Origin of the sequence: Pseudodesulfovibrio sp. JC047, from assembly GCF_010468615.1 — a bacterium.
Classification (GTDB): Bacteria; Desulfobacterota; Desulfovibrionia; order Desulfovibrionales; family Desulfovibrionaceae; genus Pseudodesulfovibrio.
Window position 1 is genome coordinate 1 of sequence record NZ_WUEH01000003.1, and the last position, 23963, is coordinate 23963.

The 23963-nt window shown below is 48.7% G+C and carries 20 protein-coding genes and 5 pseudogenes; 14 read left to right on the forward strand and 11 right to left on the reverse strand.

Translation table 11 applies throughout. The features are described 5' to 3' along the window. Window positions 1–222 precede the first annotated feature (222 nt). The 8 genes and pseudogenes from GO013_RS02345 to GO013_RS17490 form a co-directional block, all read right to left on the reverse strand. A complete protein-coding gene (locus tag GO013_RS02345) occupies window positions 223–4965 on the reverse strand; it encodes a glycosyltransferase (protein WP_203529344.1) in 4743 nt (1580 codons plus the stop codon). Continuing rightward, entirely contained in the window at window positions 4958–6268 is a 1311-nt protein-coding gene (locus GO013_RS02350; protein ID WP_163808447.1) for an ABC transporter ATP-binding protein, read from the reverse strand. The genes GO013_RS02345 and GO013_RS02350 overlap by 8 nt, the downstream gene beginning before the upstream one ends. Further along, window positions 6258–7076, reverse strand: a complete 819-nt coding sequence (locus GO013_RS02355; RefSeq protein ID WP_163808448.1) for an ABC transporter permease — start codon at window positions 7074–7076, stop codon at window positions 6258–6260. Before GO013_RS02355 ends, GO013_RS02350 begins: the two co-directional genes overlap by 11 nt. A 95-nt stretch (window positions 7077–7171) precedes the next feature. Next, window positions 7172–7615, reverse strand: a pseudogene (rfbC, locus tag GO013_RS02360) (dTDP-4-dehydrorhamnose 3,5-epimerase). Between the two features lie 107 nt (window positions 7616–7722). Continuing rightward, window positions 7723–8635, reverse strand: a pseudogene (rfbA, locus tag GO013_RS02365) (glucose-1-phosphate thymidylyltransferase RfbA). 99 nt (window positions 8636–8734) lie between these two features. After that, window positions 8735–9193, reverse strand: coding sequence for a GDP-mannose 4,6-dehydratase (locus GO013_RS17480; protein ID WP_343219523.1), 459 nt, complete (start codon window positions 9191–9193; stop codon window positions 8735–8737). Further along, window positions 9154–9270: pseudogene (locus GO013_RS17485) on the reverse strand (hypothetical protein); the annotation flags it as partial. The pseudogene GO013_RS17485 and the gene GO013_RS17480, both read right to left, overlap by 40 nt. Continuing rightward, window positions 9233–9710: pseudogene (locus GO013_RS17490) on the reverse strand (GDP-mannose 4,6-dehydratase). The pseudogenes GO013_RS17485 and GO013_RS17490, both read right to left, overlap by 38 nt. Before the next feature lie 150 nt (window positions 9711–9860). Here GO013_RS17490 and GO013_RS02375 point away from each other — a divergent pair. After that, entirely contained in the window at window positions 9861–10856 is a 996-nt protein-coding gene (locus GO013_RS02375; protein WP_163808449.1) for a glycosyltransferase family 2 protein, read from the forward strand. 158 nt (window positions 10857–11014) lie between these two features. Here the strand turns inward: GO013_RS02375 and tnpA (GO013_RS02380) are convergent. Next, window positions 11015–11440: pseudogene (tnpA, locus tag GO013_RS02380) on the reverse strand (IS200/IS605 family transposase). 172 nt (window positions 11441–11612) lie between these two features. Between tnpA (GO013_RS02380) and GO013_RS02385 the strand changes: the two are divergent. Further along, a protein-coding gene (locus GO013_RS02385; RefSeq protein WP_163808450.1) for an IS3 family transposase occupies window positions 11613–12700 on the forward strand; the annotation gives its coding sequence in 2 pieces (ribosomal slippage) (window positions 11613–11865 and window positions 11865–12700; 1089 coding nt in all). A gap of 186 nt (window positions 12701–12886) precedes the next feature. On the opposite strand, the gene tnpA (GO013_RS02390) is transcribed toward GO013_RS02385, so the two are convergent. Further along, on the reverse strand, window positions 12887–13318 hold the full coding sequence (gene tnpA, locus GO013_RS02390; protein ID WP_163808451.1) for an IS200/IS605 family transposase: 432 nt from the start codon (window positions 13316–13318) through the stop codon (window positions 12887–12889). Window positions 13319–13396: 78 nt separating this feature from the next. Here tnpA (GO013_RS02390) and GO013_RS02395 point away from each other — a divergent pair, with 78 nt between their 5' ends. From GO013_RS02395 to GO013_RS02445, 12 genes are all read left to right on the forward strand, one after another. Next, window positions 13397–13678 carry a phage virion morphogenesis protein gene (locus tag GO013_RS02395; protein WP_163808452.1) on the forward strand — a complete coding sequence of 94 codons (282 nt, stop codon included), beginning with the start codon at window positions 13397–13399 and terminating at the stop codon, window positions 13676–13678. After that, window positions 13675–14214, forward strand: a complete 540-nt coding sequence (locus tag GO013_RS02400; protein ID WP_163808453.1) for a hypothetical protein — start codon at window positions 13675–13677, stop codon at window positions 14212–14214. Before GO013_RS02395 ends, GO013_RS02400 begins: the two co-directional genes overlap by 4 nt. Next, the gene (locus tag GO013_RS02405; RefSeq protein ID WP_163808454.1) at window positions 14195–14389 is read left to right on the forward strand and encodes a hypothetical protein; all 195 of its coding nucleotides are present in this window, start codon (window positions 14195–14197) and stop codon (window positions 14387–14389) included. The genes GO013_RS02400 and GO013_RS02405 overlap by 20 nt, the downstream gene beginning before the upstream one ends. Window positions 14390–14398: 9 nt before the next feature. Then, window positions 14399–16090, forward strand: a complete 1692-nt coding sequence (locus GO013_RS02410; RefSeq protein ID WP_163808455.1) for a DUF2586 domain-containing protein — start codon at window positions 14399–14401, stop codon at window positions 16088–16090. Next, on the forward strand, window positions 16090–16518 hold the full coding sequence (locus GO013_RS02415; protein WP_163808456.1) for a hypothetical protein: 429 nt from the start codon (window positions 16090–16092) through the stop codon (window positions 16516–16518). The genes GO013_RS02410 and GO013_RS02415 overlap by 1 nt, the downstream gene beginning before the upstream one ends. Before the next feature lie 33 nt (window positions 16519–16551). Continuing rightward, on the forward strand, window positions 16552–16854 hold the full coding sequence (locus GO013_RS02420) for a hypothetical protein (RefSeq protein WP_163808457.1): 303 nt from the start codon (window positions 16552–16554) through the stop codon (window positions 16852–16854). Window positions 16855–16889: 35 nt separating this feature from the next. Next, window positions 16890–17015, forward strand: coding sequence for a hypothetical protein (locus tag GO013_RS17340; protein WP_275406315.1), 126 nt, complete (start codon window positions 16890–16892; stop codon window positions 17013–17015). 385 nt (window positions 17016–17400) lie between these two features. Beyond that, window positions 17401–19008: an AAA family ATPase gene (locus tag GO013_RS02425; protein ID WP_163808458.1), complete on the forward strand. Its 1608-nt coding sequence runs from the start codon at window positions 17401–17403 to the stop codon at window positions 19006–19008. Between the two features lie 7 nt (window positions 19009–19015). Beyond that, the gene (locus GO013_RS02430; protein ID WP_163808459.1) at window positions 19016–20065 is read left to right on the forward strand and encodes a hypothetical protein; all 1050 of its coding nucleotides are present in this window, start codon (window positions 19016–19018) and stop codon (window positions 20063–20065) included. Window positions 20066–20293: 228 nt separating this feature from the next. After that, the gene (locus tag GO013_RS02435; protein ID WP_163808460.1) at window positions 20294–22342 is read left to right on the forward strand and encodes a phage tail tape measure protein; all 2049 of its coding nucleotides are present in this window, start codon (window positions 20294–20296) and stop codon (window positions 22340–22342) included. Beyond that, window positions 22342–22845 carry a hypothetical protein gene (locus GO013_RS02440; protein WP_163808461.1) on the forward strand — a complete coding sequence of 168 codons (504 nt, stop codon included), beginning with the start codon at window positions 22342–22344 and terminating at the stop codon, window positions 22843–22845. Before GO013_RS02435 ends, GO013_RS02440 begins: the two co-directional genes overlap by 1 nt. Continuing rightward, complete coding sequence (locus GO013_RS02445) at window positions 22842–23630, forward strand: hypothetical protein (protein WP_163808462.1); 789 nt, start codon at window positions 22842–22844, stop codon at window positions 23628–23630. The genes GO013_RS02440 and GO013_RS02445 overlap by 4 nt, the downstream gene beginning before the upstream one ends. A gap of 2 nt (window positions 23631–23632) precedes the next feature. Here the strand turns inward: GO013_RS02445 and GO013_RS02450 are convergent, their stop codons facing one another. Beyond that, the gene (locus tag GO013_RS02450; protein WP_163808463.1) at window positions 23633–23959 is read right to left on the reverse strand and encodes a hypothetical protein; all 327 of its coding nucleotides are present in this window, start codon (window positions 23957–23959) and stop codon (window positions 23633–23635) included. Between the last annotated feature and the right edge of the window lie 4 nt (window positions 23960–23963).

Consider the following 23963-nt stretch of genomic DNA (forward strand, 5'->3'; position numbering starts at 1 on the left):
AACTGACTTCAATAACAAACTTCAATCTTTCATCCATAGGATTTACCTTTTTCCAGGTCATGGCACCTCCAAGCTGTATGCTTAAAAGTGTTACCAGTGTTCCCGGACTAATGTGTTACCTATGTACCCGGATTGTACCACCTCCTAGCTTTTCCCATAAGCATTGTTTGCAGTCAGACGTCACCGCGAACCGGTTATGAGCCTTAAAGAAACATTTTTGTTCTACTTTCGAATTTCAAGAAGGAGCTTGCTCCATTCCTCCAGATAACGATCCTGGTTGAAAACATCGAGAGCTGTCGTCAGGGATTCCTTTCGGATACGTTCCGCCTCAATGGGATGCGTTTCCAACCATAGAATCTGTTCGGCCAATTCTTCTGCCGAATCCGCATAAAAGCCGTTGACGCCGTTTTTAATAAACAGGTCCACATCGTTATTTTGCATGGAAACGGAAATAAGCCCGGCCATCATCGCCTCGCCACGAGACCTCGGCATGGGGGAACGAAGTGTCGGATTCAGGTAAATGCTGTGAGTTCCCACACTGCGAGCATAGTTCTGGTATTTAGCTACAGCCCAATCCTGCGATCCGACTGAGTAAAACCTGGGATCAGGAACGTCCAAATTGGTTAACTCGACCTTCCCTTCAAGCATGTCCCAGACGGTTTGCATAACATACAGACCGTTATAATGCGGTCGATTCAGGAGAGCATCCTTCCGCATCACGAGTACGCCTTGGTCATTACGTCCTTTGGGATACTCGTGGGGGGAGAAACCGTGCCAGATTGTCCGGCTATCATGAAATTGCCATTCGTTCTGCGCCTGGTAACTGTTGCACACCACGGAAACCGAAGAGAGGTATTCCACGAGTTCTTCTCGTTCACTCTTGAGAATCTGACCGAGGTCTGACCTCTTGTAATCCGGATCATACTGCCCTGCAAACTGCGGAGTTCCGTGGCAGATAGCCACTTTCGGCAGGTCGACATTCTTCATGAACCAATCAAATGTCTGTCCCCAGTCCATGGGAACCTTGCCCAGCCCCAACTCGGGATGAATAAGGTTTTCGTCAAAATGCATGATGGCCACGTCGTAGTCGCGTGCATCAATTTGATCAACCGGCACCATCTGCATATTTTCCGGCATGGGGCGCTTGGCCATTTCCCATTGTTCACACAAGCCGGTTCCGGCTCCAGTGACCAGCGTGAACTCATGTCCGAGCTTGTACAACTCGTACTGATGGGGTACATGCCAACGATGGGTCAAAATTTTTAGCTTTCGATCTTTATGTATGATGATGGGGACTTGGGTGTACTTCTTGAATTGTTTATCCAGTACATTCTTGTCTTCGGATTTTTCAAGGTCATGCCCTACAGACTCTGCCCAACTAATGATCGCGTTATATGTATTGACACTCCACTGTCGGGAGGCTGTCACCAAATCGGGATGTTTTTCAAACAAGCGCCTGTAATTTCTCAATGACCGGATCGGCTTTTCTTTCTCGTCTGCCGAAGAGGGATGAGAAACATGAATGGATACCGTCTCTTGCAAATACTTAATCCGTCCTCCAGCCTGATAGACGCGGTACCCCATCTCGACATCTTCCCAACCAAAGCCCGATTTTGGGTCAGCGGAATAGGCAAAATCCGTGTCAAAAAGATCACCCTTGATGCCCGCATTGAGGAATTTTCTGTTAATGGAAAAATTCCGAGTAATGCAATTAACGAAGCTGTCTTTGTTAGTTGGATCTTGAGGAACCGATTCATTCCTCGCCAATGTCGATGTGATCTCATGTCTGTTGAGCACGGACAAGGGAGGCTCTCCATTAGTCTCGATATTGATTGGTCCAATAGCTACGTCACAATCCTCTTTCATATGTGCCCAGTAATGCTCTGAGAGAAACGATCTGTTCAACATGCAATCCGCATCTACAACGATAATAACATCACCTTGTGCTTCACTGAGACCATAGTTTCTGGATCCGCAATTCCCCTTGTTTTCCGAGTTCTCCAGAATCGTTACTTCCATATACGGATTTGGCGCAGCGCATAACTTGACCCATCTGTTAAACTCATTAATGACATCAATGGAGTCATCGGTAGTCGCATCGTTTACCAAAATGACTTCATACGGCTTTTCGATATTCTGACGTCTCAATGACTCAAGAAAAAACCTGATTTCATTGGATTTTCGATAGACCACGGAGACGATTGAGACAACAGGCTTCTCGTGCTCCTCATACGTCCATGGCGGCAATTTCATGTTTTGCCGCAGTGTTCCCTTGAGCACGGTGTCGTATATTGCCGCCGCTTCATGAATAGTGGTCTTAATAGAATATCTCGACGCGATGATGTCCTTGGCTGCCTTTCCTATTGAGGCCCGCAATTCAGCATCAGAGACAAGGACGGAAATGCTCTCATACCATCCTTCTTCAGTATGGGCGAGATAACCGGTCTTGCCATTGTCGATAATTGCAGAAAAAGAACTTGTTGGAGAAGCCACGGTTGGAATTCCAAACATGGCTGCTTCAAATATTTTTAGCTCACTCTTGCAGTCGGTAAATAGATTGTCCAACTCAAGAGGAGCGAGATTGATATCGACCTCGGCAAGTTGCTCCAACATATCCTCATGCGACATCAATGGCAGTTGTTTCACCCTCGCGCCGAATTCTTTGAGTGACAAAGGAAAAGTCAGTTCCCCTACGAGCACCAGTTCACAATTGTCATGATCGCGCAATATGCGTAGCAACGCATCGCAGCATTGGGCAAAGTCAGTATCATGTGTGTTTGTTCCACTCATGTAGGCGATGGAAACAGTCCCCGAAGCAGCGTGTTTGTGTTGTTTCTTCCTAGCAAATTCAAGAGAAGAAAGCCCATTGTTATTGGGCAGCAGGAAAGCCTTCTTACCTTTTTTTTCGACTTGATTTTTCAGTTCAGGCGTCGATGTCGTCACATAATCTGCGACCATCATGGTTTTTTCTAGGCCCTCAAATAGATTTTCCAACCCAGCTCTTCCTTCCTCTCCCATGCCCTTGTAAGAACAGAGTAAATGCAAAAAATTTGAATCAAAAACAAAATCGTCGACATCGAAAATTACCGGACGTTCCTGACGTTTAAACTCTTCAACAAGCCAAGGGATGTTACCGCTCAAGCATATACGATTCAGTACGAGAATGTCAGCGTCGTAATTACTACAAACGTGAATCTCTCCGTCTTTCATGATCACGGACTCAAACCCATAATCAATCAGGAGCTGTGAATAATTATGCACACGGTACACCTGTGTCATGAGATCATGATCATTGACTATGTACAAAATTCGCTTGTTCTTTTTAGCCGGTAGAGAATCCATCTTTGCAGGCTGTGGGGTCTGGGCTACGGTTGGTCCTATTTGCGTGCGTTGCACTCTTTTGATTTTCGCCTTGCCCATGTCTTCACTTATGGCAAATGACTTGTAATCAACGCCTTTTTGGTAGACGCCTTTCAATCCTGCCGTACGCAAAGTTTGATATACTCTTTTGCAAAGCCCCAAATATCCCCAACGCTTGACTGCAGCGGGGATATCCATGAGGATTTTTATTGACCGACCGAATCCACTAAAGGCTCTCCAGTTGATTCGCGGACGTCCCCGGAGAAGATCAAAGGCCTTCCTAAGTGGTGCTGTCAGTCGCCATGAAAAAGAATTCTGTAAGGCCAACACGCGAGCCTCACTTTCATTTAACCTGTGCTGAAATGAGAGAATCTGCCTGTTGAGGGCTGCGGAATTAAAATTCAGCCTGCCAAGTTCTCTGCCTCGTTCTTCCAACTTATTGACCAGATTACTAAAGGCCGCCTTCTCAGTATCCAATTGACCGACGAGGCCGACCATTTCTTCACGGAGTTCTAGTATGCTTTCACCCCGCTCAATAGACTTTTCGTTAAGGTCTGAAATAGTGCAGTCACGTTCGCCAATTACCTGATGAAGAGTATGAATGCAGGAATCCCTATCGGCGATTTTCGCATTCAGGGTTTCTACCAAGCTCTCGCGTTTTGCTATTTCTGCATTCAGGCTTTCGATTTGGCCAATCTGTTCCTTGATATATGTGTCAAAGCTGACGAGCAGAGAATCCTTTTCGACAATCGCCAATTCAAACTCATTGATTTGTGTCAGCCTGTTCTCAAGTTCTTTTTCAAGAGACATCAAGGCCCAATGATTATTTACCTGGTTAGGCAATGGGTAATCTGTTCCGTGAAGTTTGAGGTGCCCTGTGACCACATCCTCCTTTTTGCCTGCAATGAAACGTTTCCCCACCATATTCCGTTGCGGATTTTCCTTCATGATTAGGCAAACAGAATTAAAAAACTGCACGGAATGGATATGCGTCAGCAACTCTTCATCAATTTCCAAACCATATTGCTGAACAAAGTCATTCAATAGCGTGTGACGCTTTTTTTTAATGCCCCAGCTTTGATGGTTGATGATATCGGCAAATCTCTTGAAAAAAGAAATCGAGGAATGGGGAAAATGCAGTCCGCCTTCGAATTCCTCCCAGTAGGAACACTGCAAGTCTTCAACAATGTACATCCCGCCATCAGAGAGATGTTTGAATAAAAGAGTAAATGTTTTGGTAATATCCGAGGAACGGTGTGATCCATCATCAATGATGAGATCGAATTTTGAAGAACGGCGCAGAATTTCTTGTTGAATATCCTTATTATTGACATCACCGACAATGATGGAAATTGCTTCATTGGTAAAAGACAACTTCGCGCAATCCGCATTAATATCGCATCCGATGATTTTTTCGGCGTTTTTGAAATATTTCCCCCAAATCTCCAGCGACCCGCCATTCTGGACACCCACTTCCAAAATACTGAGCTTCCGATTTCTCCGCGAAGCGAATATACTGTCATACAGGTGAATGTTATTCACCCATTTGTCAGAGACTTTGCCATCATGTTTTTGGTAAATCTGCCACAACATTTTTTTAGCCATTAAAAACCTCAAGGGAAATATGTTCAAACGGAATACCTACCACCCCCCATCGAACTTTACTGGATGATACATTAATTACCGCTGCGTTATGAACATAGTGATGCTGGATATTATCGTGCAAAGTTCCATCTGCCACTGCTGCCATCACCACATATTGACCATTGGGCAGCATCGGTAACGTAAATTCAAATCGGCCGACAAGATGCCGCCCGGCGACGGCAGGAACAGAAGTTTTGTCGGTAAAAGGCAATGTGTTCTCTCCAAAGAGATCCTGACCTAGTCGGTCCTTCACGATAAAACCAAGTATGGGGGAAGTCATATCTTCATGCACCAGGGCTTCTATCGTCAACCGAACTCTTTCACCCCCCTCAAAAACTTCCGCAGAACTGGAATCGCAGTTCTCCATTCGTACCGAGAGGATTTCACCTCTTCCAGTTTTCCAGGAAGAGCTTTCGCTCAGATTGTCTTGAAACGTTACCTTAGCTTCATAATCGATAGCGAGGACATTATCCGCGCTATTTTCACACTCTGCCTGATCTTCTTCAAGAATAACTTCATCACCATATCTGTGCTGAAGCGTGTACCGGAGATAAGCTTGGGCCACCTCTTTGGAGGGGCCGATCTGACGCACCCGCCCCTGATCAAGCCAAATAGCCTTTTCACATAGGTTCTGGATAGACGCCATGTCATGACTGACGAAAAAGAGTGTTCCATGTTTTTGAAATTCACGAATAAACCGCATGCACTTCTGAGCAAAAATGGCATCACCGACAGCCAAAACCTCATCGACAATCAAGATGTCAGCATCGACATGGGCAACAACTGCGAATGCAAGTCTGACATACATACCGCTTGAATATGTCTTGACAGGCTGCTCAATAAAATCTCCGATGTCGGCAAATTCAACAATTTTGTCGTACCTTTCGTCGATTTCTCCTTTAGTCAACCCCAGTACGGATGCGTTGAGATATATGTTTTCTCTGCCTGTAAATTCCGGGTTGAATCCGCTCCCTAACTCAAGCAGTGCGGCCACGCGCCCCGTTGCATTGACCGTTCCGGTTGATGGCCGGAGAGTGCCGCAAATCAATTGGAGAAGCGTAGACTTACCACTGCCGTTGCGCCCGACAATGCCAACAGTTTCTCCCCTGTTCAGGGAAAATGTGACATGACTAAGTGCCCAAAATTCTTTGAAAAAGCACTTTTTACCCAAACATAACATTTGGTAGAGTCTGTTGCGCGGAGAGTTGTAGATATTATAGCATTTGCTCAAACTATCGACGGAAATGACTGTATCAGAGGACATCGGCAAACCCCCCCCTTGACTTCTGGAACCAGCCGAAGCCCAGCCACATCGTCAGCAACGCCACACCGCTGTATCCACCAAGCAGATACATATCCGGCAATTGACCCAAAAATAGAACTTTCCGCATCTCTTCAATTATGAAAGTCAATGGATTGATGTACAAATAGCTCCTAAATGGCTCGGGAATATCCTTGAGGGCATAAAACAAGGGAGACATAAACATGACGACGGTGACTATGACGCCAACAGCCTGTGATATGTCTCTGAGGTACACTCCCAACGATGCTAGGAGCCAAGAAACCCCCATCACGACCATGAGAAAAGGGGTGATCAAAAGTGGCGTCAGCAAAATATGGATATCCGGAACACCCAGTATAAAGAAATATGCAACTAGCCAAACTATAAAGCTGATAACCGCATGAAAGAGGGAGGAAAGAAGCGTGACCAATGGCAGTATTTCCAAGGGAAATATCACTTTTTTCACATAACTTATGTGTGAGAGAATCAACGTTGGCCCTCGGGAAATGCATTCTGAAAATACGTTGAACACGATGAGGCCTGAAAACAGCACAAGAGGAAATTCCCCGCCGTTGCCTGTTCCCCCTCGCCAACTCGTTTTGAATACAAAACCAAAAACAAAAGAATACACCGCCAGCATTAGCAAGGGGTTAACAAAAGTCCACAGCGCCCCCACAAGTGTCCCTTTATATCGGGCCAAAATGTCTCGCTTGGAAAGCTCAAGGACCAGTGAACGATTTCGCCATGGACTGGCAACCATCTCAAATGGAGAAATGGAGAATACTTGCAATTCTACCTCTACTAGCTATTCAATTAAAAAACCAAAGACTCCTGCGTCCGTATCAAAGATAGGTAGGTCCTGTAAGCACAAAATGCTCCCACAAGTCAGGGTGTGACTTTTGGTAATGTATTCTTATCGAAATCTTCGAGTCGAGGGGCATTTTTGTCTTTGTCGGGAATAACTGGCTCTCCAACAACGGGCCACTCAATACCAATATCTGGATCATCCCACTGTATTAAGGCATTATATTCAGTGCATTTGTAAGCAAAGTCAACTTATTCAGAAAATACACAAACCCCATAAGCAAACCCCGGAGGAATCCAAAGCTGGTTATAATTTTCAACCTCATGGGTGGTCCCGAACCACTTGCCATAATTTGGAAAATCCGGTCGAATATCAACTGCGACATCAAACACCCTCCCCCTTGTTACACTGACAAACTTCCCTTGAGGGCGATAAGTCTGAAAATGAATTCCCCGCAAAATGCCACGACGGGAACGGGAATGGTTGTCCTGAACAAAAAAGGATATGCATACCGTGCTCGGCATGTTGGTGTGTTCAAAATGTCTCAAGAAAAAAACCGCGCTGGTCGCCAAAGACCTTAGGTTTTACAAGCAAGCCCCCATCAAGTGGTGTTTTGACAACTTTCATTTCTCTATACACCTTTTCGCTTGACAAGCTCCAACAGGTACTGACCATAGCCCGTCTTGGCCAACGGATTTGCCAACTCCTTGACTTGATCAACGTCAATATACCCCATGGAGAATACGATTTCTTCAAGACACGCAATCTTTAATCCTTGACGTGATTCGACCGTCTCTACAAAATTACCAGCAGCCAGCAAAGATTGATGCGTTCCGGTGTCCAGCCAAGCGACACCGCGACCAAGGAGTTCAACCCACAAGTCTCCACGCTCTAGGTACACCTTGTTAACGTCGCTGATTTCCAGTTCGCCACGCGCGGAAGGCTTAATACTACGGGAAATGTCCACAACTGCGTTGGAGTAAAAATACAAACCTGTGACAGCAAAGTTGGATTTGGGCTGCTCTGGCTTTTCTTCAATATTGACTACATTCTGGTTGTCGTCGAAAATGACTACTCCATATCGCTCCGGGCTGCTGACATGATACCCGAAGACGGTAGCTCCTTCCTTGATATTTTCCACAGCACTCGCTAAAGTTTCGGTTAGGCCATGCCCCCCAAAAAATATTGTCCCCGAGAATCAGGCTTACATTGGAATCTCCAATGAAATTGGCCGCAATAACGAACGTCTGCGCAATCCCTTCTGGCTTGGGCTGCTCTGTATATTTTAAGCTGATCCCCAACGCTTCTCCATTACCGAACAATTCCCGGTAGCGAGGAAGATCGTGAGGGGTGGAAACAATGAGAATGTCCCTGATTCCGGCCATCATCAGGACGGAAAGAGAGTAGTAGATCATGGGCTTGTCATAGATTGGCAGCAATTGCTTGCTCGTTGTCTTGGTGATCGGATACAGACGTGTCCCCGACCCTCCAGCCAAGATTATCCCTTTCCAATTCTTAGCTTTTTCACTTGAAGTTATGATCATAACAGCGCTCTTTATAGCTTTGCTCAACCCAATTGACGTATTCGCCACTAAGAATTCTCTGAACCCATTGGTCGTTCTCCATGTACCATTGGATTGTTTTCACCATGCCCGAATCAAATGTCTCAGAGGGGTCCACCCAAGCTCGGACTCTATTTTGTCACAATTGATTGCATATCTAAAGTCATGCCCAGGACGATCCTTAACAAAAGTGATCAATCCCTCACGCGGATCGCCATCAACCGAGGAGCAGATTTCATCCAAGGACCCACAAACCATCTTTACGATGTCGAGGTTTACCTTTTCACATTTGCCACCGACATTGTATGTCTGGCCAGGGGTACCCCTCTCAAAAACGGCAGCAATGGCAGTACAATGATCAGCCACATACAGCCAATCGCGGATGTTTTGCCCATCACCGTAGACCGGCAGCAGCTTTCCAGCCAAGGCATTAATAAATACCAGCGGAATAAGCTTCTCAGGAAACTGTCGTGGGCCGTAATTGTTGGAACAATTGGTGATCAGGGTGGACAGGCCGTATGTGTGATGATATGAGCGCACGGAATGGTCGCTGGAAGCTTGGAGGCCGAGTACGGACTATTAGAGGCGTAGGGAGTTGCTTCTGTGAAAGGAGGAGCATCTAGGCCAAGTGTCCCAAAGACCTCGTCTGTTGAAACATATAGGAACCGGAGTTTTTCCTATGCCTCGCCCTCCAGAGTGTCCCAATACTTCATTGGACTCATCAAGCAGCTTAAACGTCCCTTCCACATTGGTCTCCACAAATAATTCAGGCCCGACAATCGAACGGTCAACATGGCTTTCCGCAGCAAAGTTTACAATGACATAGGCCCGTGTTCTACTAAAAGCTTTCTACCAACTCCCGGTCACCGATATCCCCGCACACGAAAACATGGTCCGGATCATCCTTAAGTCCATCAAGGTTGTCCATATTTACCGCATATGTGAACAAGTCAAGATTGACAACCCACAACTCCTGCTTGCGCAGTCCGTGAACTAAATTTGACCCAATAACCCCGACCCCACCGGTTACAAGAATAAGTTTGCATATAGTACAAATCCCAAACTGTTTGACAAATAGTCAAGACCAATTTAAAATTTTATACTAACTTATCGTCAAACCAATACTCCAAAACAAAAATGAAATCTATCAAAAAAATTGGTGTTCGGTTTAGTTTGACAACCTACAGCAGCCCCAAAAAGGAAACAAATGTCCACCAACATATCAACCTTCGTCCTAATCCTGAATTACAATGGGCTCAAATTCAATAAATTCTGCATAGATAGCATCCTTAAGCAGGATGTGAAAAATATAAAAATTCTGTTTCTTGATAACGGATCCAAGGACGGCTCACTTGAGGCGTGCAAGCGTGATTTTGGAAACTCGGTGACGTATATCGACAACAAGAAAAACCTCTACTTTGCAGCTGGGAACAACGTCGGCATCAAGTACGCACTGGATGCCAAGGCTGACTACATATTTGTTTTGAATAACGATACTATTTGTAGCGCAGATTGCATCCAAAAGCTGACTGATTTTATGGAGGCCAATCCCAAAACCGGCGCATGCCAGCCGTTATTGGTTGAAATGGACAATCCGGATCGAATTGCTTCTGCTGGGTGCATCGTGTCTTTAACTGGCAGAGCATGGGATGCGAAAATGGGTGAACAAGCATCAATGCTTCCCCTTTCGCCGATAAAGACTTTCGGAGTAACAGGAGGAGCGATGTTTCTCCGTGCCGAGGCTCTTCGACAGGTCGGAATGTTCGACGAATCTTACCAAATGTATTTTGAAGATGTGGAATTGTCCTTCCGACTCACCCTTGCCGGATACGATCTTCATGTCGTTCCGAACACCAGGGTGCGACACGTTGTTGCCGGAAGTTCTAGTAAGATCAGTACTCAGCGCATTTACTTCTGTGAGCGCAATGCCTATCGCTTGGTAGGCACATATTTTCCTAAAAAAATAAGGAGGCTTTCCCTGCTGATGAATCTTCTTTTTCTCGCTCCCGCAGCAATACTGCTGAACGTTTTACACAAAAAGCCAGACTGTAGCTTGGCTGTCTTCAAAGCAATGAAAGAGGGGTGCAAGCAACTCACATCCCTCCCTCCTCGCACGAACCCTCAAGCAGAGGCTTTGATTACTTCTGCCATCGAAACAAAGACCATCGTTCCGCCGATCAGAAAATCAAGAAAAAGTTCGTGACACACCTGCACTCCCCTCTTTACAAAGGTCCTTTCAGAGATGATACCCAACCTTTCAATATTTTGTATTATCTATCAGCATTTATCCAAAGGCAGAGTACCCTAGGCAAACCCGGGGGCTTGAATTTGTGAGCCACTCAAAGTGGCTTTAAGAACCGCCTAAAGGCGGAATTTCAGTTGCTCTATCCGCTTGTCCTCGTGCCCTTGCTTGCGGATATATTCCCTTATCACCTTTTCGTCTCACCCCACTTTTGTGGCGTAATATCCACGCGCCCAAAAGCTTTGCCCTGCACCCCCTTTTGCCCGGCCTTGGACTTCTCTCGCTATGTGGATTTCTTCCCCTTTATGTAACCAACCACTTGGGACAGCATATTTGGACGGAATTGCAATATACATATGCACATGGTCGGCACACAGGTGCCCTTCCAATATTTTGCTTTCTCGTTGTTCTGCCAACTTATGGAACACATCGCCCAAGCAGTTTCTCAGTTTTCCAAACAACACCTTACGTCGATACTTAGGTGTCCAAACGATATGGTACTTGCAGTCCCATTTTGTCTGACATAGGCTTGAATTGCACTTCATTGAAGCCTCTCCCTTGCTCACTTTGAGCATCTCACAAGGGGGAGGCTTCATGCTACTCCCACATAAGTCAAACTTCTATAGCCGCCCCAGCAGAGCTGGGGGGTAATCCCCCCGAAAAAAAGTAGTTCTGAAAAGTAGAATTTTCTCGTAATCAAAACGCAGGAGATTTTACATGAAGAAGTCCCGTTATTCCGACAGTCAAATTTTGAGTATTTTGAAGCAGGCCGAAAACGGCGTGCCCGTGGTTGAGCTTTGCCGTGAACACGGTATGAGTAGCGCTACCTTCTATAAATGGCGTTCCAAATATGGCGGCATGGACGCTTCTCTGATGGCTCGCATGAAGGAGCTGGAGAAGGAAAACCGACTTCTCAAGCGCATGTATGCCGAAGAAAAGATGAACGCCGAAGTCGTTGCAGAGGCACTTGCAAAAAACTGGTAAGGCCATCTCGTCGCCGCGAGATGGCCAAAAAAGCCGTGAAAAGGAAACGGTTAAATATTCGGCAGTCCTGTAAAGCTTTCGACATTAGCCAGACATGCTACAGGTACGAACCAAAATTGTCGGCCGAGAATGAACGTGTGGCGGATTGGCTTATTCGTCTGACCACCAATCAGCGCAACTGGGGATTCGGACTATGTTTTCTATACCTGCGTAACGTCAAAAAGTTTGGCTGGAATCACAAACGCGTGTACCGGATTTATTGCGAACTGGAATTAAACATGAGAATCAAGCCTAAAAAACGTCTAGTACGCGAGAAGCCTGAACCGCTCGCCCAACCTAAGGCGATCAACCAAGCGTGGTCTATGGATTTCATGCACGACCAGTTGCGGGATGGCCGCAGCTATCGATTGTTCAATGTGATTGACGACTTTAACCGGGAAGGCTTGGGCATCGAAATGGACTTTTCATTGCCAGCTGATCGGGTGATCCGCTCCTTGGAACAAATCATTGAATGGCGTGGTATGCCACAGGCAATTCGTTGCGACAATGGTCCTAAATATATTAGCCATCGGCTTCAGGTTTGGGCGAAGAAAAAGGATATCCGGTTTGATTACATCCAGCCAGGCAAGCCACAGCAAAATGCATATGTTGAACGATTTAATCGGACTGTGCGTTATGACTGGCTCAACCAATATTTGTTTAAAAGCATACAAGAGGTTCAGGAGCATGCCACCAAGTGGCTTTGGACATACAACAATGAACGACCGCATCTTGCCCTTGGGGGGATCCCCCCAAGGGCAAGACTGACCGAGGTAGCGTAGTCTCTACTTTTCAGACTGACTAGAAAGGGGAGGATTACCTTAACAGTTCGAAATCATTTCCTTTTGAATTGCTGATCATCCCAACCTCCTTCAATTGAATCACAGATGAAGGGAAAAAGTCATAGTACCCCCGGCAAAGCCGGTGGCTTGAGTTTGTGAGCCACTCAAAGTGGCTTTAAGAACCGCCTAAAGGCGGAATTTCAGTTGTTCTATCCGCTTGTCCTCGTGCTCTTGCTTGCGGATGTATTCCCTTATCACTTTTTCGTCTCGACCGACTGTCGTTACATAGTAACCACGCGCCCAGAAGCTCTGCCCTGCAAATCCTTTTGCCCGACCTTGGACTTCTCGTGCTATGTGGATTGCACTCTTACCTTTTATATAACCAACCACCTGGGACACAGCGTACTTAGGCGGAATTGCAATATACATGTGCACGTGATCGACACATAGATGCCCTTCCAGTATTTTGCTTTCTCGTTGTGCTGCCAACTTATGGAACACATCACCCAAGTAGTTTCTCAGCTTTCCAAACAGCACTTTACGCCGATACTTAGGTATCCAGACGATATGGTACTTGCAGTCCCATTTTGTATGACATAGGCTTGAATTGCACTTCATTGAAGCCTCTCCCTTGCTCACTTTGAGCAGCTCACAAGGGGGGAGGCTTCATGCTACTCCCGCATAAGTCAAACTTCTATGGCCGCCCCAGCAGAGCTGGGGGGTCTCTCATTGGGACTAGTCGATAAGGGGGCTAGTGGTCTGATGGGAAGTATAGGTTACGAGGCCAGCACCAATGATGTCGTGTGGGGAACCAACAAAGTTTATGCCCGCATTCATCAGCTGGGCGGCGAAACCGGACGCGGCCACGCTGTCACGCTCCCCGAACGCCCATACATAGGCATTTCCGAAGACGACATTGACGAAGCCCGCGCCATCCTCGCCGATCATCTTGTGGGTGTGCTCGGAGGTTCAAAATGAGATCAATTGCCACCGATATCATTACCGCCGCAGCCGTGGCCGCTGGCCTGCCCGAATCGAACGTCATGATCGAACCGGAAAAGGACGGCGTGACGCTCCCGAAACGGCGTGTAGAAATTTCCTATCTGACAGAACAATACCGCCGCACCGGACGGCCTGTTCGTAAGAGTCCCACTCCCGGCAAGGAAGCCACACACCGTACCCTTGCCCGTGAAAAACATGCCGTGCGTCTGCCTGTACGCGCCGCGATCCGCGCCGACGACGAAGCGTGGCTCAAAGAATTTTCCCGCTGTTTTGTCGCGGCCTTGCCCAAGCGCATGACCGATAAAAACGGCAACACGGTCACGGTGGCCGTGGAAAAAGCCGAATACGGCGGCTTCACGAAAAAGGCCGTGGAGGTGTTCAAGAAACGGTCAAAGACCTTTCACATTACCTTCACCGGCATGACCACCATTGAAAACGAGATCCCGCTCATCAAGAGCGTGGACATTATCCCCAGTTATAGGGAGGCAGGAAATGAGCAAGAACACGATTAAGGCCCCGCTGATGCCCGTTGAGACATTGGCTGACACTGCGAAACTTCCATCGTGGGAGCTTGCCGCACTTCGTCAGGCAACCGACTGGGCAGACGGCAAGCAGGTCACCCAGAGCGAATTCGACACCGCGTTGAACCGTTTGCGTACCCGCCCCCAGGGCGGCGGCACCATATAGGGGGACGCCATGAATGATGTCATTGAATATCTGGTCGACGGAACCAGCGGCCTCGCCCCCGGCAGCGTCTCCGGCACCGCGCTCATCGCCGGTGTCTGCTCCAAAGGCGAAATCGGCAAGGGCTACCTACTCGGCAAGCGCAGCGACCTGAACGGCCTGCTCGGTGTCGGTCCTCTTGTGGATCGTCTCCGCGACATATTCGCCACCGGCGGACAGGAACCCGTGGTTATCGCCGTGCCGATCGAAGGTATGCCCGGAGGCTACATCGGCAACGTCAAACACACAGGCACCGGCCCGGACGCACTGACAAGCGGCCTCGGCAGTACCAATGCGGACGCCATGGTCCAGATCGTGGTTGCCGGTCAACTCGGAACCGCCACATACAAACTGTCGCTGGATGGCGGCAAGACATGGAAAAACGCCACGGCCACTCCCGCCAACGGGCAGATCGCACTCGGCGAATCCGGTGCCTATCTGGTTCTGGACGATGGCGCACACGTCAAAGACGACACCTATGCCGTCATTATTCGCGGCCCCATCGGTCCAGTGGAAAAGATCGGCAATGGTCCCGACCTGACCGTCACCGGCACAGTCAAAGCCGGAACCGAACTCTGCCTACTGGTCACCAGCGCGGGAGGCCGCAACACCAGCACCTATCAACTCTCTGAGGACGGCGGCGACAACTGGGGTTCCATCCGCACCATTCCGGTGGACGGCACGATCCCGGTCCTTTCCACCGGCGTGACCATCACCATGCCGGATGAAGCCTTGAACCTCGGCACCGAATACCAGTGCCGACTCAACGCGCCCACTCCCTCCATCACGACAGTCATGACCGCATTGGAAAAACCGCTATCTCTGTATGACATGGAATTTGTCTACATTGTCGGGCCGAGCGATTCCGTGGACTGGGCAGCCTGTGGAGCCAAGGCGGACGAACTCTGGAACCTACACCGGCCCACCTACTTCAAAACCGAATTCCGTCTGCCACATGACGGCGAAGACCTGAACGACTGGGTGGCCGCATGGCTGGCCGAACGTGCCAAGTATGCAAACCGTTTCGTGCAGAACATCGTCGCCTTTGGAGAGGTATCGGACACCACTGGTCAGCGCAGGGAACGCAACTGGGGCGGCTTACAGGTCGGACGTGTGCTGTCCATCCCCGTACACCGTGCAACCGGACGCGTTCTGGATGGCGGCATCAGTCAGGGCGTTCTGCCCGAAGGCTGGACCGAAGGGCATCAGTTTGCCTTGGAAAAGGCCGGGGCCTGCACGGCCAAGACCTACGCGGGGTTGAAATCTCCCTATTGGGGTGATTCCCGTACTCTGGCCGATGCAACCAGCGACTTCCAATATGAGGAAGTCGTGCGAGTCACCTTCAAGGCGGTTCGTCTTGCCCGTATCGCGGCCCTCAAAGGATTGTACAACGAAGCAGGCGATCCGGCGGCTGAAGGCGGCGCATCTGGTCTTGAATACCTCAAAGGCAGCATTGAAAATGCCTTGGATACCATGACCAAGGCCAAGCCCAAGGAAATGGTGGATTACATCATCACCATCCCGCCGGGGCAGGATATCGCCAACAACGGCGTGGCCGTGGAACAGGAGCTGATCGGCATTCCCATCATCCGCAAGATCAAGCTCTTCACGAGCTACACCTATGCCGGGTCCAAATTCGACCCGCGAATCAAAGAGGTGGCATAATGTCAGTCAACGGTGTGCTGTATGACTGGGAGAGCGTCGAAGTGCAGCTGCCCGGAGGCACTGCGGTCGGCATCACTTCCATCAGCTACAGCGATGAACGCGGCGTGGAACCGCGATACGGCAAGGGCAATACGCCGCGCGGCTATGGTCGAAAGAACTACAAGGCCAGCGGCAACATGGAGCTGGACCGTGACGAATTCGAGACGCTGAAAAAGGCTCTCGGCGGTTCCGTCTACAAAGGCGAGCCGTTCCAGATCGTAACCAGTTACGGCGATGAAGGCCTGCCTACAATTACGGACTCGCTCCCGGCGGTCAAGATTACCAAACAGGACTCCGGCGCAAGCCAGGACGACGACAACGCTGGCAAGGTCAAGTGCGACTTCGCCATTCTCGCCCCCATCAAATGGGGCGGCACTCCGGCTCTGTAAACCGGACACCCAACTTGAGAAAAAGGACCACTCATGGACAAGCCAGAAAAGGACACCCAATACGTGGAGCTGAAGCACGAATTCTTTGACCGTTTCGAGGACAAGGACGTAAACTTCAAATTCCACTTCAAACGGCCCGGTACACCGCAGGTCAACCGCGTGCAGAAAACCGCACTCAAAAACGCGGGACAGGCCTTCCGCAATCTGATCATGGAAACCATCAAGCCCGACGAAAAGAGCGACTTGAAAACCGCTTTGGACGATTACCCCGGCCTCGCCTCCACGTTCGGCGGCGCACTTATGGCCTCCTGCGGATTTGGTGACCTGGGAAACTGATCCAGCGCAACCTGCAAAGAATAGACGGGGACGGTATGACTCAATTCGCCGTGCTGATAAAGCACTGGCTCCATGAGTCGCCGTCCCCGTCTGTTGAGGTCTTTGCCCAGCAGGCTGCGCAAGCCATTTGGTTGGAGAAGCGGTATGGGAAGAAGGAGTAGAGTTACATATTATTTTCCTTGGAATACTGCCATAAATTTCGGTCTACTGTACGCATATCAAAATTGTTATGTTGCGTTAATCCTATTGAGATATCCCCCAATTTTGCCGGGGGGGGGCACGGCTTAGGTTAATTATGAAGAAACAGGGTATTGCGTCCCCTAATTCTCGGCTTACCCCATACTAGATTTCACGCTTTATATGAGAAAACAACTGGCTTCATGCGGTATCCCTTCTATTTTGAGAATAATTGACAAATATATACACAAGTATGATAGACAAAACTGTTGGTAACAAATATAAGCTGATGGATTATATTGAGGTATCTTTGTTAACACCTCTCTACTGGTAAAGAATTCTATTTGGGATTTAAATGAAGGACTAGCTATGCTTCGATCTATCGAATTGGACAGCTTCAAGGCATTTGGGACGGCAACCTCAATTCCTCTTGCCCCAATTACGCTTCTTTATGGTCAGAACAGTTCTGGGAAGAGTTCCATTTTACAGTCATTAAATATGCTGAAACAGACTAGAGAAAGTCGCGACTCAGGGGCTGTTCTTCTTCCAAGAAGTAAAAATGGAGTAGTTGATCTTGGTAGTTTTCAAGAATTAGTTTTTGATCATGATTTAGATCGCAGCTTTTCAATTAAACTCGAATATGATTGGGAGAAGCCCATATATCACCCCATACGTCGAGTTATAAAAAACATTGGTGAAAAATCATCCGTTAAAATTACATTCAGTCGCCCGACCCAGGAGGATGAGGTTTCAATTTCCTCAATTGATTTCTACACAGGAGATGGAAAGATCTTTGCTTCCTTCGAACCAGCTGAAGCGACGAAAGAAATGAAAAGGGATCTTATTCCGTATAGAATGGAGAGGCGCATTCCTCTTGCTGCTATAACCGTAGCGAAATGTAGTTACCTAACTCGCGATGCGATGTTGTGGGAGTCCGGGTTCGAGTTCTCACAGAACAATAAAGAAAACATAATCGACGCACTACAAAATTCACTGAATAGACAAGACTACAAAAACAATGAGCAACATAGCCTTCTTACAGATGATCTTTACGAAACAACTAAAGATGAACTTTCACAACTGAGGAAGGCCCTCCGTTTTTATCAAAGTAATTTTTCATTAGAAGATTACATCGAACGGATGCATTTCTTTGAATCAAAAAGTTTTATTGGCCTTGATGGCTTTATTCCCTTCGGTGCGCCCACAAATAGTTGGAGTGCCCCTGAAATCAGATACTTCAAAAGCATTCGAGGAGAGAGCCTTACGTTAAACGTTGGGAGAATTGCCACATTCTCTGGGCGAGTGTTGGATTCAACTTTAGAACGAGTTTTCCCTCTTGGTCCTTTTAGGCGTCCTCCTGAACGATGGTATCTATTTACTGGCTCAAACCCTCGAGATGTCGGCTACCGTGGCGATTTGATGCCTGATCTTCTTTTTCGAAAGCCGAAAGTACTTAGAGAAACCAACGAATGGCTTAAGCGTTTAGATATTGGGTATAAAATAAAAATTGTCCCTCTCGCAAAACGAGTGAGCGATCTTTTCGAAGTGCGACTCGTAGACACAAGGCGTAGTAAAGAGGTGGAAGTATGCTTATCCGATGTTGGATTTGGGATTAGTCAGTTGCTTCCATTTGTTGTTCAAAGTCTTGCCGCGAATAATCAAGTCATTACGATTGAGCAACCTGAAGTTCATATCCATCCAAGGCTTCAGGCCGACTTAGGTGACTTACTTGTCGAAGCAATATCATCTCGGAGAGATAACCAGTTCATAATTGAAACCCACAGTGAGCATTTAGTATTGAGGATACAAAAGTTAATTAGGAATAAGCAATTGACGCCAAACCAAGTCTCTGTTTTGGCTGTCCATAGAGGAAAAGAAGGTTCCGAAGTTCGAAAGCTGCGACTGGATGAACAAGGAGACTTCATAGATGAATGGCCTGGCGGATTTTTCCCTGAACGTTTAAACGAGTTACTGTAGGTTCCCCATGTTGATATCTACAGTACTTGAACCCAGTATTTTCCATCTAGATTTTATCAAACAAGACTCAAATGCTTTGGAAGCATTCAATTTAATAAGAGGTGTTCACACGAATGGATTAATCTTGGTTGAAGAAAAAGGGGGTCTGCTGGCTACTATCAAAAAAAATCTTCAAGAACTTCCTACTAAATATGGGCAAAAATTGACGATACTTTTTGAAGAAATTCTTAAGAAACCCAAAAGGATTCTTCACGTTCGTATTGATAATCCAGAAGAAAAAAAAGTAGATAAAATCTTAGCTGGTCTTAATAATCAGTATAACCCGGATGCGGCTATCGTTTGCAATGTGGGAGAGGAATGTTACCTTAACTGTTCAAAAAAAAACTACATTTGTTTGTCCGAATATACTTACAGTGGGACCGAGACTCTACGCTATAAATATGCCCAAGGGTTACCTCCGATCGATCAAATTGATGATGATGAATTTACTGAAGCCATCACTAGAACGGTGAAGTATGCTACTTGGATACGTTTTTATGATAAGCAGATTGGGCAGGGTGGAAATCTTAAAGGGTGGTTTGACACACTCGATTTAATTTTGGATATTTGGAAAAATGAAGGTTGTTTTTATGGCAACCCGAATGCTTTTATTCAAATAATTACAACAGAAAAGCATGGATTAGATAAGGCAGGAAGTGATCAAATCAGAACAAATTATGTTAAAGATAATTTTGTTGTAGCCAAAAAGGTTCATAACAATCTTATTGCTCCTCTAAGCCGAAAGTATAATAAGGTCTCTTTAATAGTAAAAAAATTTGATTCAAGAAATATCTTTCATCCAAGACACTTGCAAACACAAAATGCAATAGTTCAATCAGACAGAGGCTTTGATCTTATCAAGGAAGATAAAACTCGAAAGCGATCCATCATGAAACTTGATTATCCTGCAAGTTTACACCTTCAGGAGTGTAGAGGATTGCCAGATGCAGAATGGTGGGCAAAATTGCAAAACTACTCTGCTAAAGATTGGGATAAAGTTAATCCTGAAATTGTATAATATATTGCTCTTTTTAGTGTTTATAAAGGTGTCTCTGAGTTAAGAGCTTAAAATAAGCTCTTTTTTGTCTAGGATTTACAGCCCACTACATCCTCCTTGCGAGGTCATTTTAAAATACAACTTCCACCTAAACAAGAAATCAAAATTCAGGGGGAAGCGCGCTAATAATATCACCCACAGCTCCCACAGATTCCTGAACTAAAGTTTCCATGCGGCTATTCTGGCTCCATGGAAATTTTCAGCGTCATGGCATCCATGTCACTCATCGACATGATCACGGCACCGCTTAGAAGCATCGGTGCGCAGATGAATGTCACCAACAAGGCAGCGGCATCGCTTAGTAGCGGTGCTCTTGCGTTGGCGAAGTCGCTGTTGCCCATTGCGCTTGCCGCCGGGATTTTGCTTGCGGCCCTTGCGCCGTGTGTCTCCACGGCTGCCGACTTTGAGGCGGCCATGGCGAACGTGGGCGCGGTGTCCCGTGCCACACCAGTTGAGATGCGTGAGCTTTCCGGCGCGGCCCGAGAGCTGGGAGCGACCACCGCCTGGTCAGCCATGCAGGTGGCCGAGGGGCAGAAGTACCTCGCCATGGCCGGTTTCTCTGTCCGTGAAAATATAGCCGCGCTGCCTGCCGTGTTGAACATGGCAAGCGCAGGGACCACCGAGCTGGGCCGCGCCGCCGACATTTCTTCCGATATCCTTTCCGCCTTCAATATGGAGGCAGCACAAATGCCACGTGTCGCGGACACGTTGACCGCCGCATTCACGACCTCGAATACCTCGCTTGAATTACTCGGCGAAACCATGAAATACGTGGCTCCTGTCGCAGAAAAGGCCGGGGTGTCCCTTGAAGGGACCGCCGCCATGGCCGGGTTACTCGGTAACGTGGGCATCAAGGGATCACAGGCCGGTACCGCGCTCCGGGCCATGCTCAACGGGCTGGCCGCGCCGTCTTCCGAGGCAGCGAAATCCATTGCCGCGCTCGGCATTACCACCACGGATGCCATGGGCAACCTGCGCAATCCCATCACCATTCTCGGCGATATGGCAAAGGCCACCGAATCCATGGGCAGCGCACAGAAAATGGCCTTCACAAAAACCGTTTTCGGCACCGAGGCCATGAGCGCGGTGCTGGCCCTGTTCGATCAAGCCGGAGCGGGTGGCATCACCGAATATGCCAAGCAACTTTCTGCCGCCGGAACCGCTGCCGAAGTCGCCGCCCGTCAAAACGACAATCTGGCCGGTGACCAAAAGGCCCTCGGCAGTGCTTTCGAGTCACTACAAATCACCATTGGTTCGCTTTTCCTGCCAGCCATGCGCGGATTGGCACACGCCACCACATGGGTGGTCCGTGGCCTTGACGTGCTGGCCGGAAGTCCTGTGGGCAAGTTCCTGCTGACAACCGCCGCCGTCCTCGGTGTGACGGTCATTGCAGTGACCCTTATGTCGGGAGCAGTGTGGGCCGGAACCGCTGCATGGGCGGCCTTCAATCTCGTGATTCTCGCCAATCCCATCGGCATCATCGTCCTTGCGATCGTCGGACTCGTGACCGCGCTCATCGCCCTGTACAACCACTGCGACACGGCCCGTGAACTCATGGACAACTTTGCCACCGGTGTTTCAATGGCGTGGAAAAACATCAAGGGCATAGCCTCGGCGATCGGGGACTTCTTCTCCATCCTTTCCGGCGTGGGCGTCATGGGTGTATTCGCTTATTATTTCACTGATATTTACAACGCTGCCGGTGATCTTTGGGACCGACTGACATCCCTGTTCGATTTCGACCTGACCGAATCCGGGCGCAAACTTTTCATGACGCTGGCCAACGGTATCAAATCCGTCATCACCGCGCCGTATGATCTGGTCAAGGCGGGATTGTCCAAGGTCCGACAGCTCCTTCCGTTTTCCGATGCACACGAAGGGCCGCTTTCCGCGCTGACTCTTTCCGGCACCAGGATCATGGACACCCTCGGCTCCGGCATCCGTGCCGCTGCCCCGAATCTGCACGCCACCGCATCCACAGCCTTGGCAGGCGTGGCCGTGGCCGCGAATCTTGCGGTCGCGCCGCCTGCCCCTTCCTCCCCTCCGACTCTGGCCCCGATTCCGGCGCACGCCACCGCGCCGGATCGGGCCACGACCCGGCAGGCTGGCAACACCATCACCATCCAGCACCTCACTGTGCAACTGCCTGACGTGCAGGACGCGGACGGCTTCATGACGGCGTTGCAGGAACTCGTTGCCCAGCATGACGGCTCCGGCGAACCAGAAGGAGACGCATAATGGACGGCATGTTGACCTTTGAACACGGCGAAGTACGGCTCGGTTCACAGACCGTTCCCGGCATTCTCAAAAGTATGCGCGTGCGTGGTGCTGTCGTCTTTGACGAGGCTGAACCGGACGGCATGTCCGGCAAAACCAAAACCCCCAAAGGCTGGGACGACTGCGCAATCACTTTGACCATAGACTTGCTCACCGACGACCGCGCCACTTGCTACGATCGGCTGGCAAAACTGAACGCACTTTTTAAGGGATATGATAACGGCGCAAATCCCCGCGTCTTGGACGTGGCAAACCCGCATATCTCGGCTCGCGGCATTGAACGCGTGGTCTTTGCCGGTCTGGATTCCACTGAATCGAATCAGGACGACGTGGTTATGGCCAGTCTCCGTTTCACCGAACATCGGCCCACCATAATCAGGGCAGAAAAGCGTGTCGGCACACTGGCCGTGAAAGTGGGAATAGGTCCCGGCCTTGATATTTCAATCGGGGAGCGTTCACGATGATTTCCGGCATCCGTTTGCATATAGAAATAGGCGACACCATCATCGAACGGTGTCCGCGTCTGGAGATCATCTCGACCCGACACCGCCCCCTTGATCTGGCGCATATCCATGTCCCGGACCCGACCGGCGAGGTCGAAAACCTCTTCACCTATGGCGACCAGGTACGCATCGAGTACGGCTATCGCGGCGGCGAATCCGCCGTGTGGCAGGGAACCCTGCGCGCAACCGAGCGCTTGTCCCGCGATCAAGTCTGTCTGACCGCCGACAGCTTGGCACTCCCGCTCGTCAGCACACACGTCACCGAATGTTACACCGACGATTTCAGCCGGTTCATGGTCAAGGACATCATCAAACATGCAGACATGCCCATTGGCCGTATCGACATCCCCAACGAACCGTTGGCGCGTTTGCCCATTTCCACGCTCCCCATCTGGCAGGCCGTCCTTCAGGTGCTTCACACCGTGCGACTGGCCTACGGTCACGACATCAGCCGGATCGCGCTTTGGCTTGGAGCCGAAGGCGTGAACCTCGGCGACTTCGACGAACCCGGCGATGTGCCGGTTATAGCGACCGGAGAGAACCTGATTCGCCACTTGACCGCCACAAAAAAGAACGGCCTCCACTCGGTGGAAACCGTCCTGCTTCCGGGCCTGTCGCATTCCCGGTTATTTCATCTAATGGATTCTCGTCTCGGCGTTGACCGAGAACTTCGCGCCTTGCACGTCAAGCACGCCATTACGCCTAACAGCGTGCGAACCTTCATCAAATACGGGAGGGAAAGATGATGTTACTTTTGACTATATCCAGTAATTTCAATTTTCTTATTGCCGTCCTGAAGCCTCTCTTCTTCATTTGGACCACAAATTCTAGCTTTTTCTATTATCAACGGTTCCGCATCAGTGCGTATTTCAATTGTTGTATTTCCTGCTATCGGCAAAGTGTCCGCAGTAACCGTTTCTTCTTTTGCCAAAGAGAAAGCAACATCCATGTTTGGCAATTCCTCATCACTAAGAGAACTAAGCTCCCCCCGTTCAAATTCTTTTTTTACATGCAAAGACTCTGCATCAATCAAATACTCACTGCCATCTTCCAAAATCAACTTAGCATTGCTCATTATG

Excerpts from the sequence above, each read along its gene's own strand:
- GO013_RS02345 (WP_203529344.1), bottom strand. The coding sequence starts at position 4,965 with ATGGCTAAAAAAATGTTGTGGCAGATTTACCAAAAACATGATGGCAAA.
- tnpA (WP_163808451.1), bottom strand. The coding sequence starts at position 13,318 with ATGAAGTGCAATTCAAGCCTATGTCATACAAAATGGGACTGCAAGTAC.
- GO013_RS02430 (WP_163808459.1), top strand. The coding sequence starts at position 19,016 with ATGTTGATATCTACAGTACTTGAACCCAGTATTTTCCATCTAGATTTT.
- GO013_RS02400 (WP_163808453.1), top strand. The coding sequence starts at position 13,675 with ATGAGATCAATTGCCACCGATATCATTACCGCCGCAGCCGTGGCCGCT.
- GO013_RS02350 (WP_163808447.1), bottom strand. The coding sequence starts at position 6,268 with ATGTCCTCTGATACAGTCATTTCCGTCGATAGTTTGAGCAAATGCTAT.
- GO013_RS02395 (WP_163808452.1), top strand. The coding sequence starts at position 13,397 with ATGGCCGCCCCAGCAGAGCTGGGGGGTCTCTCATTGGGACTAGTCGAT.
- GO013_RS02420 (WP_163808457.1), top strand. The coding sequence starts at position 16,552 with ATGGACAAGCCAGAAAAGGACACCCAATACGTGGAGCTGAAGCACGAA.
- GO013_RS02435 (WP_163808460.1), top strand. The coding sequence starts at position 20,294 with ATGGAAATTTTCAGCGTCATGGCATCCATGTCACTCATCGACATGATC.
- GO013_RS02425 (WP_163808458.1), top strand. The coding sequence starts at position 17,401 with ATGCTTCGATCTATCGAATTGGACAGCTTCAAGGCATTTGGGACGGCA.
- GO013_RS17340 (WP_275406315.1), top strand. The coding sequence starts at position 16,890 with ATGACTCAATTCGCCGTGCTGATAAAGCACTGGCTCCATGAGTCGCCG.
- GO013_RS02440 (WP_163808461.1), top strand. The coding sequence starts at position 22,342 with ATGGACGGCATGTTGACCTTTGAACACGGCGAAGTACGGCTCGGTTCA.
- GO013_RS02445 (WP_163808462.1), top strand. The coding sequence starts at position 22,842 with ATGATTTCCGGCATCCGTTTGCATATAGAAATAGGCGACACCATCATC.
- GO013_RS02375 (WP_163808449.1), top strand. The coding sequence starts at position 9,861 with ATGTCCACCAACATATCAACCTTCGTCCTAATCCTGAATTACAATGGG.
- GO013_RS02405 (WP_163808454.1), top strand. The coding sequence starts at position 14,195 with ATGAGCAAGAACACGATTAAGGCCCCGCTGATGCCCGTTGAGACATTG.
- GO013_RS02410 (WP_163808455.1), top strand. The coding sequence starts at position 14,399 with ATGAATGATGTCATTGAATATCTGGTCGACGGAACCAGCGGCCTCGCC.
- GO013_RS02450 (WP_163808463.1), bottom strand. The coding sequence starts at position 23,959 with ATGAGCAATGCTAAGTTGATTTTGGAAGATGGCAGTGAGTATTTGATT.
- GO013_RS02415 (WP_163808456.1), top strand. The coding sequence starts at position 16,090 with ATGTCAGTCAACGGTGTGCTGTATGACTGGGAGAGCGTCGAAGTGCAG.